General features: G+C 76.0%; 7 protein-coding genes. 4 read left to right on the top strand and 3 right to left on the bottom strand.

The features are described 5' to 3' along the window. Positions 1-434, top strand: a 434-nt coding sequence (locus CCN29_RS28465; RefSeq protein WP_442538528.1) for a phosphotransferase, incomplete at its 5' end; no start/stop codon positions are given. A gap of 319 nt (positions 435-753) precedes the next feature. Here the strand turns inward: CCN29_RS28465 and treZ are convergent. Next, complete coding sequence (gene treZ, locus CCN29_RS28460; RefSeq protein WP_086685450.1) at positions 754-2,499, bottom strand: malto-oligosyltrehalose trehalohydrolase; 1,746 nt, start codon at positions 2,497-2,499, stop codon at positions 754-756. Between the two features lie 175 nt (positions 2,500-2,674). Here treZ and CCN29_RS28455 point away from each other — a divergent pair, with 175 nt between their 5' ends. From CCN29_RS28455 to CCN29_RS28445, 3 genes are all read left to right on the top strand, one after another. Beyond that, the gene (locus CCN29_RS28455) at positions 2,675-3,226 is read left to right on the top strand and encodes an FHA domain-containing protein (RefSeq protein WP_006136515.1); all 552 of its coding nucleotides are present in this window, start codon (positions 2,675-2,677) and stop codon (positions 3,224-3,226) included. 174 nt (positions 3,227-3,400) lie between these two features. After that, on the top strand, positions 3,401-4,786 hold the full coding sequence (locus tag CCN29_RS28450; RefSeq protein WP_086685448.1) for a M14 family zinc carboxypeptidase: 1,386 nt from the start codon (positions 3,401-3,403) through the stop codon (positions 4,784-4,786). Further along, the gene (locus CCN29_RS28445; protein ID WP_031062366.1) at positions 4,783-5,202 is read left to right on the top strand and encodes an SSI family serine proteinase inhibitor; all 420 of its coding nucleotides are present in this window, start codon (positions 4,783-4,785) and stop codon (positions 5,200-5,202) included. Before CCN29_RS28450 ends, CCN29_RS28445 begins: the two co-directional genes overlap by 4 nt. 164 nt (positions 5,203-5,366) lie before the next feature. Here the strand turns inward: CCN29_RS28445 and CCN29_RS28440 are convergent, their stop codons facing one another. Together CCN29_RS28440 and treY are read right to left on the bottom strand one after the other, a co-directional pair. Further along, the gene (locus CCN29_RS28440; RefSeq protein WP_037817172.1) at positions 5,367-6,602 is read right to left on the bottom strand and encodes a M14 family zinc carboxypeptidase; all 1,236 of its coding nucleotides are present in this window, start codon (positions 6,600-6,602) and stop codon (positions 5,367-5,369) included. A 230-nt stretch (positions 6,603-6,832) separates the two neighbouring features. Beyond that, positions 6,833-8,529, bottom strand: a 1,697-nt coding sequence (gene treY, locus CCN29_RS28435; RefSeq protein ID WP_107481745.1) for a malto-oligosyltrehalose synthase, incomplete at its 5' end; no start/stop codon positions are given.

The following is an 8,529-nucleotide window of genomic DNA, read 5'->3' as shown; positions in this document are numbered from 1 at the left end:
TCGAGGCGGCGCGGCTGCGGCAGTTCACCCAGGCGGCGACGGTGCAGCTCGCGGCGCAGGCCGGGTCGGCGGTGCTGGTGCACCATGCCCTGACGGGCGGCAACCTGGTCGTCGGCGCGGACGGCCGGGTGCGGGGGGTGCTCGGCTGGGACTCGGCGGTGGTCGGCGACCCGGCCGAGGACATCGCGGGTCTGGCCCGCGCCGTCGGCGCCCCCGCCGCCGTCCGCGCGGCCACGCTGGCGGGCTACGGCGCGCGCCCCTGCCTGCGCGGCCTCTGGCTGGCCCGCTGCGACTGCGTCATCCACCTCGCCGAAGCCCTGGTCCACAACGCCACGGACACCCTCCCCCTCCTCCGCACCCGCCTCCGCCGCGCCTGGGAACCGATCATGCTGGAACGCGTCACCGACCTACGAGACAGCGACGCGGCACCGTAGGCGCGGGCCGCGGGCCGCAGGGCGTCGGACACGGGACACCGGGCACCGCCCCGCCGCCCGCCAGGCGTCGAACGTCGGACACGCGCACCAGCGCCCTCCCGGCGGTCGGGGCGTGGGAGCCGCCCGCCACGTGTCGGCTGCCACCCCGTCGCCCGGCGGTCGCCCGCGCGCCGGACACGCGACCGGCCGCCCCAGGTACGGGCGCCGCCTGCCGGGCGCCGTCCGCCAGGCGCCGCGCGCCGTACACTGCGCACCACCGCGCGACCGGGCGGTGGGGGCGCGGGGGGCCGTACCCCCGGCCCCCGTTCCCATCCCCGCCTCACTCCTGCAGCAGCACCACCGCCGACTCCGCCGGCAGCCGCAGCAAGCCGTCCGCGCCCGGAATGTCCACCGGCTCCCACGCCGCCAGGACGCGGGCCTCGCGGGAGCCTAGCGGGATGTCGGCCGGGTCCGTGCCCAGGTTCACGGCCACGCGGACGTCGCCGCGGCGGAAGGCCAGCCAGCGCCGGTCCTCGTCGTACGCCACCTTGGTGTCGGCGAGGTCCGGGTCGGTGAGGTCGGGATGGTCGCGGCGGACCGCGAGGAGCTGCCGGTACCACGCCAGCATCCGCGCGTGCGGCTCCCGCTCCGGCTCGGACCAGTCGAGGCAGGAGCGGTCCCGGGTGGCCGGGTCCTGCGGGTCGGGCACGTCCTGCTCCGCCCACCCGTGCGCCGCGAACTCCCGCCGCCGGCCGTCGCTGACCGCCTTCGCCAGCTCCGGGTCGGTGTGGTCGGTGAAGAACTGCCACGGCGTGCCCGCCGCCCACTCCTCGCCCATGAACAGCATCGGCGTGAACGGCGCGGTCAGCGTCAGCGCCGCCGCGCACGCCAGCAGCCCGGGGGAGACCAGCCCGGCCAGCCGGTCGCCCTGGGCGCGGTTGCCGATCTGGTCGTGCGTCTGGCTGTAGCCCAGCAGCCGGTGCGCGGCCACGCGGGTGCGGTCCAGCGGCCGCCCGTGGTGCCGGCCCCGGAAGCTGGAGTACGTGCCGTCGTGGAAGAAGCCGCCGGTGAGCGTCTTGGCCAGGGCCGTCAGCGGGGCCCGCGCGAAGTCGGCGTAGTAGCCCTGCGACTCGCCGGTCAGCGCGGAGTGCAGGGCATGGTGGAAGTCGTCGTTCCACTGCGCGTGGATGCCGAGGCCGCCGCTCCCGCGCGGGGTGATGATCCGCGGGTCGTTGAGGTCGGACTCGGCGATCAGGAACAGCGGCCGGCCCGTGTCGGCGGCCAGCTCTTCCACGGCCTCCGACAGCTCCTCCAGGAAGTGGCGCGCGCGGGTGTCCACCAGCGCGTGCACCGCGTCCAGACGCAGCCCGTCGATCCGGTGGTCGCGCAGCCACGCCAGCGCGCTCTGCACGAGATACGCCCGCACCTCGTCCGAGCCGGGCGCGTCCAGATTGACCGCCGCGCCCCACGGGGTGTGGTGCGTGTCGGTGAAGTACGGGCCGAACCGGGGCAGGTAATTACCGGACGGACCGAGGTGGTTGTGCACCACGTCCAGGACGACGCCGAGCCCCAGCGCGTGCGCCCGGTCGACGAACCGTTTCAGCCCCTCGGGCCCGCCGTACGGCTCGTGCACCGCCCACAGCGAGACGCCCTCGTACCCCCAGCCGTGCCGGCCCGGGAACGGGCACACCGGCATCAACTCGACGTGCGTCACCCCGAGGTCGACGAGGTGGCCGAGCCGCTCGGCGGCGGCGTCGAAGGTGCCCTCGGGGGTGAAGGTGCCGATGTGCGTCTCGTACAGCACCGCCCCGGGCAGCGGACGCCCGCTCCACTCGGCGCTCCACTCGAAGCGGTCGTGGTCGACGACGGCGCTGAGCCCGTCGGGGCCGTCGGGCTGGCGGCGCGAGCGGGGGTCCGGCAGCACAGGGCCGTCGTCCAGCGCGAAGCCGTACCGGGAGCCGTCGTGCGCCTCGGCCTCCCCCCGCCACCACCCCTCCCGCTCGGGATCGCGCTCCAACGCGCGCGTGACGCCGTCGCACCTCAGCGTCACTCGGCCGGCCTGTGGTGCCCACACCTCGAACTGCACGGACGGTTCCCCTTCGTCTGCTCACCGTGATGAAGCGCCTCCATCGTGCGGCATGGGAGATCAATTCGCCGGGGGATCCGCCGTTTTGCGGCGGGTGTCGCCCGACGTGTGTTCACCGGGCTTCCGTTTGCGGGGTTTCTGGACAGCTCGCCCCCGGCTGACCGACAATCACCGCGTGACGTCGTCCTTCGAGTTCTCCACGTACCCCGCGCGGCTCTCCGACGCGGAGCGTGACAAGGCGCTGAGCGTGCTGCGGGACGGCGTCGCCAAGGGCCGCCTGTCCCACGACACGTTCATCCGGCGCATGGAGCTGGCGCTCGTGGCGCGGCGCGCGGACGAACTCGCCGCGCTCACCGCCGACCTGCCGCGCGAGAGCCGCCTGTCGCGCGCGGTGTTCGGCTCGGTCGAGGCGGTCTCCGGGTTCACCGTGCGGCTGCGCCGGGCCTGGCGGGCCGAGAAGCTGCCGAAGCTGCTGCTGCCGCACCCGGCGCACGGGCATCCGCTGCGGATAGGGCGCGACCCCGCCAACGGGCTGCGGCTCGCCCACGAGACGGTCTCCCGCGTGCACGCGGAACTCACCCACCAGGGCGGGCTGTGGGTGCTGCGCGACCTCGGCTCCACCAACGGCACGACGGTGAACGGCCGTCGGGTCGTCGGCGCGGCCGTCGTCCGCGACGGCGACCAGGTCGGCTTCGGCCGGATCACCTACCGGCTCGCCGCCAACTGACGCGTTCGTGAGAGTCGTTGACACGGGACGGTGTTGACGCGACCCCGGCGGCCGTGACTGACTGCAAGGGCACGGTGCACTCCCCGTACTCGGCACAACGCATCGCACCCCTGTACTCCCCGCACGGCCTGTACTCCCCGCACGGCCTGTACTTCCCGCACCCCTGTACTTCCGGTGGACGACGGCGTCGCTTCGTGGAGGTGTGACCTGACGCCCCTCCTGACCTATCCGACCGTCGACGAACTCGGCGCACGGGCCGCCGCCCTCGCCGCCCGCCATCCCCGTGACGCGCGTCTGCGCCGCGTCGGCGTCTCCCGCGCGGGCACCCCCCTGTGGCTGCTGAGCGTCGGCCACGGCAGCCGCCAGGCCCTCGTCGTCGCCGGCCCGCACGCCAACGAACCGGTCGGCGGCGCCACCGTGCTGCGGCTGGCCGAGCACGCCCTCGCCGACCACCGCTTCACCGACGGCGCGGACGTCACCTGGAACCTGCTGCTGTGCCTCGACCCCGACGGGCTGCGCCACAACGAGCGCTGGCTGACCGGCCCGTACACCCTCGGCCGCCACTTCCGTCACTTCTACCGCCCCGGCTTCTCGGAACAGCCCGAGTGGCTGCCGGACGGCGCCGCGTCCGCCGCCCTGCCGGAGACCCGCGCGCTGCTCGCGCTCCAGGACGAGCTGCGCCCCTTCCTCCAGTGTTCCCTGCACGCAGTCGACGTCGGCGGCGGCTTCGTCGAACTCACCCACGACCTGCCGGGCCTCGACCGCCGCGTCGCCGCCGTCGCCACCCGCCTCGGCGTGCCCCGGGAACTCGGCGCTTACGACGCCCTGTACTGGCCCGTCCTCGGCCCCGCCGTCTACCGCATCCCGCCCCCGCACCGCCGCGACCTGGCCGCCGCCATCACGGAGGCGGCCGTGGAGTCGACGTGGTACCACCCCTACGGGTACGGCACGGTCACCGCGGTCGTGGAGGCGCCGATGTGGGGTGTCGCGGCCGTCGGGAACGGCGCCCCGCACCCCGACCCGGAGGGCGAGCTGCGGTCCGTCAGCCGCACCCTGCGCCGTGACACCGGGCTGCTCGGCGCGCTGGCGGCGCGGATCCGCCCGTACGTCGCGGACGTGCCGGACGCGGACCGGCTGCTCGCCCCGGTCGACGACTACCTCCTGATCTGCCCGGGCCTCGCGGACGCCTGGGACCCCGACTGCGGGAACGATTCTGCGCATCCGCTGCCACTGATGACGACCGCCCGTCTGGCCGCGCTGCGCCTCGCCGGGCGGCGCCTCGCCCTGCGCACCGCCGGCCTGCTGCACCAGCTGGTCACCCGTGCCGGACACGACCCGGCCGGGGCGCTGCCCGAGCTGGACCGGCTGATCGACGCGCGGTGCGCCGACCTCCGGGACGCGCTCGGCGCCCGCTGGATCGGCGTGGACCGCCAGGCGGAGTACCAGGCCCGGGTGGTCCGCGCGGTGTGCGCCCTGGTGGTACGGAGGCCCCCCGGAGCCTCCCGTTCGGGTGAGCCGGGCTGGGGTGCGGGGCCCGCCGTGCCGATGCACCGGGAATGACGCACACCTCAGTGAAGACGGCAGGGGCGGCGCTGTCCGCCGCTGCCCTCCTGCTGTTCGCCGGCGCGACGCCCTCCGCCCACGCGGACACCACGCCCGAACCGGGCAACTGGCTGATGCTCACCGTCACCCACGGGGACGCCCCGGCGGCGGAGGGCGGCACACTGCTGCGCTGCGATCCGCCCGGCGGTGGTCACCCGCACGCGGAGGAGGCCTGCGCACAGCTGTCGGCCACGGAGGGCCGCATCACGGCCCTCCCCGCGGAGGACACCCTCTGCCCGATGATCTACGCCCCGGTCACGGCCCACGCGGAGGGCATGTGGCACGACCGCCAGGTCACCTGGACGGAAACCTTCCCGAACACCTGCACCCTGCACGCCCGGACGGGGGCGCTGTTCGCCCTGGACGGGACGTGAGAATCCCGGCGGTTCCGGCCCGTGACGCAGCCTCACGGGCCCCGCCCACCCACTCGCCGTGGCCCGTGACAGGTATCGCGTCGCCCGCCCGCGGGCGTGGTCGGAGCCGGACCGGCACCAAGGCATGCGGGAACACCTCGCGCGGGGCGGGCACCCCTCTCACCTCACCTCAACCCCCGCGCCTGCCGTGCCGCCGCGACCACCGTGCGGGACTGGTGTTCCACCTGGTGGCGGACCGGGACCCAGCGGGCGTGGAAGCGGGTGGCGAAGGCGTCGCTCCAGTGGGCGACCAGGCGGTCCAGGCGGGCCGCCGCCCGGGCGTCCGTGTCGCGCAGGGCGCGTCGCAGCATCGCCGCCGCCCGCAGCGGCACCCGGCGCGCGAAGGCGTCCACGCTGCCGACGTAGGCGCGGGTGCCGTCCGCGGGCGGGGTGCGGACCAGGTCGTCGGCCAGGCCCGGCACCAGCTCCAGCACCCAGGTGGCCGCCCGCAGCAGCGGATCCGGGGGCGGCGGGCCGGGCCGTACGTCCTCCAGCACGTGCCGTACCTCGCCGGCGTCCCGCAGCAGCCGCTGCGCGAGCGCGTGCATCGCGGTGTCGGGGGCCGGGTGCGGAGCCGGGTCGTCGACCAGGTCGCTCGCCCACATCGGCACCTCGACCACCGCGGTCAGACCGCCGTACCGGTGCGCGTGGTACCAGGTGCTGTGCCGGGCGTCGTCGGTCAGGCTCGGATAGGCGGGCGCGGCCTCCGGCGCGGGCATCACGTGCACGCCGGGCCCCGACGCGGGCCAGCCCGCCGCGTCCGAGGCGCCCGTCTCGACGGGGATGTGCAGCTCGGCCGCGGACTTGGCGAACGGTTCCGCCAGACCGGGCACGTCCCGCGTCAACTGCACCCAGCTGCCGCCCAGGTCGGTGCCGTGCAGGGACACCTGGAGGAACGGCCGCAGCTCGTCGATCACCCCGGTCAGCGCCCGTGTCTCCGGGGGCAGCCGGTCGGCGGGCAGCACCGAGGGCGCCCACTCCGGCTGCTCGGGCCCGGCGGGCCGGAAGAAGCCCAGGTGGTAGTCGTACAGGCTGCGCGGCGCCGGGGTCACGTGCAGGCTCGCCCCGTCGGGGTCCGCGCACAGCAGGAAGTGCCAGGAGACGCCGTCCCGCAGCTCCCGCTCGTACAGGGCGCGCCGGGCCAGCGTCAGCAGCGTCCCGTTGCCCGCGGGCTCGTTGGCGTGGGCGCCCGCCACGACCAGCACGGCGTGCCGGGCGCGTCCCACGGACAGCAGGTGCAGCGGCCGTCCGCCCCGGGACACCCCCACCTGCCGCAGCACACACAGTCCCGGCCACTGGACGGCCAGCGTCCGGGCGGAGAGGACCAGTTCGGCCACCGTCGGATAGCGCGACTCCCGCAAGCGGACCCACCCCCCGTCACCGCTCGCACTCGCACTGCGCAGTACCCCACGGCCGCGAGACGGTGTCAAGGCCGGTGCGGGGGAGCCGCCAGGGGGCGCTCGGAGGCACGCCACGGCCCTCTTCGCGCACGTCGGCCGTACCGCGCCGGCCGCACGTCCCACGGACCCGCACCGGCCCTGCGCCGGCCGCGCACCGGCCCCGCACAGCGTTCCCGCAGACGGAACCGCCGTCACTCCGGCAACCGCTCCAGCAACACCACAGGGGACGCGGCGAACAGCTCCGCCGCCCGGACCTCCCTCTCGAACTCCCGCCCAGGCTCCCGGACATCGGCCCACCGCCCCCGCGGCAGCGGCAGACGGGTGTCGCGCCAGCCGCCCGACTCCGCGAGGCGCAGCGAGAGACGCGTCACCGCGGTGACCACCTCGCCGGAGCGGGCGAACGCCAGGCAGTGGTCCGCCGCCGGGCCCACGGCGGCCAGCGGCTCGTACGACGCGCTCGTGCCGAACACCTCCGGCCGCCGCGCCCGCAGCGCCAGCGCCGCCCGCGTCACCGCCTCCTTCTCCGAGCGGCCCCCGCCGCCGTCGCCCCCGTCACCGTTCTCGCCGAACCGCGGGGGCGTCCGGTTGTCCGGGTCGACCAGCGCCCGGTACTCGCGCTCGGTGCCCTGGTAGAGGTCGGGCACGCCCGGCATGGTCAGGTGCACCAGCGCCGCACCCAGCACGTTCGCCCGGATGTGCGGCTCCAGCGCCTCCCGCAGCTCCGCCACCTTCCGCCCCGGCACCCCGCACGGCCCCGCCGCCACGAACCGCGCCACCGCCTCCTCGTACGGCGGCTCCTGCTCGGTCCAGCTGGTGAACAGACCCGCCTCGCGCACGTGCTTCAGCAGCGCCTCCCGCACCCGCTCCTCCCGCGCCCGCTCGTCCCCGGCCGGGCCCAGCCCGAACACCGTCTGCCAGGCCGCCCACGCCAGCTGCCCGTCCGGCACCGGCTCCACGCCACGGGACGCCTCCGCGAGGACGTCCGCCCAGCGCCCCGGGCACTCGGTGAGCACGTGCAGCGCCGCCCGCACGTCCGCGCTGCGCTTGGCGTCGTGCGTGGACAGCACCGTCCCGGTGGCCGGCCAGTCCCGCTGCACGCGCGCGCAGTACGCGTGGAAGCGGTCGGGACCCACCGCCGGGTCGCCCGGCTCGCCGCCCACCTCCGTCGCCGACAGCAGCGGCACGTACCGGTAGAACGCCGTGTCCTCCACGGACTTGGCCCGCAGCGCCGACGCCGTCTGCGCGAACCGCGTACGGAACTCCGCCTGCGCGGGCCCGTCCCCGTACCGCCCCAGCAGCAGATCCCGTACGACGTCCACCGCGCCCGCCTCCTCCGGGACGGCGAACGCGCGCCGGGCCTCGGCCGCGGCTTCCTCGGTCACCACCGTGGCCGCGTCCTCGGGGGAGTAGGGCCGGTACACCTCCAGCCGCACCAGCAGCTCCGTCAGGGCGGTGCGCAGCGCCCAGGGCGCGCGGTCCCGCAGCGCGGTCTCCGGGGAGGTCGCGCACAGCCGGGCCGCGACCCGGGTGAGCCGGTCGCTCTCGGCGGCCAGCTCGTGCGTGAGCACCTTGTACGCGGCCCGCCGCACCGTGGCGTCCCAGTCGCCGCCCCGGTCCGTCTGCGGGGCCGCGAAGGCCCGGTAGCGGTCCAGCAGCTCCCCGAACCCCGCCGGGTCCATGAACAGCCCGTCGACGTGGCGCAGGGCGTCGTAGCCGGTGGTGCCGGCGACCGGCCAGGAGGCGGGCAGCCCCTCGCCGTCGGCGAGGATCTTCTCCACCACCGTCCAGCGGCCCCCCGTCGCCTCGTGCAGCCGCCGCAGATAGCCGCCGGGGTCGGCGAGCCCGTCCGGGTGGTCGACGCGCAGCCCGTCGACCACCCGGACGGGCT

It is taken from the genome of Streptomyces pseudogriseolus (assembly GCA_002154585.1).
In the GTDB taxonomy this organism is placed as follows: Bacteria; Actinomycetota; Actinomycetes; order Streptomycetales; family Streptomycetaceae; genus Streptomyces; species Streptomyces pseudogriseolus.
The sequence above is the reverse complement of the archived record's forward strand: the minus strand, read 5'-3'. Positions and strand labels throughout refer to the sequence as shown.

Excerpts from the sequence above, each read along its gene's own strand:
- CCN29_RS28445 (WP_031062366.1), top strand. The coding sequence starts at position 4,783 with ATGACGCACACCTCAGTGAAGACGGCAGGGGCGGCGCTGTCCGCCGCT.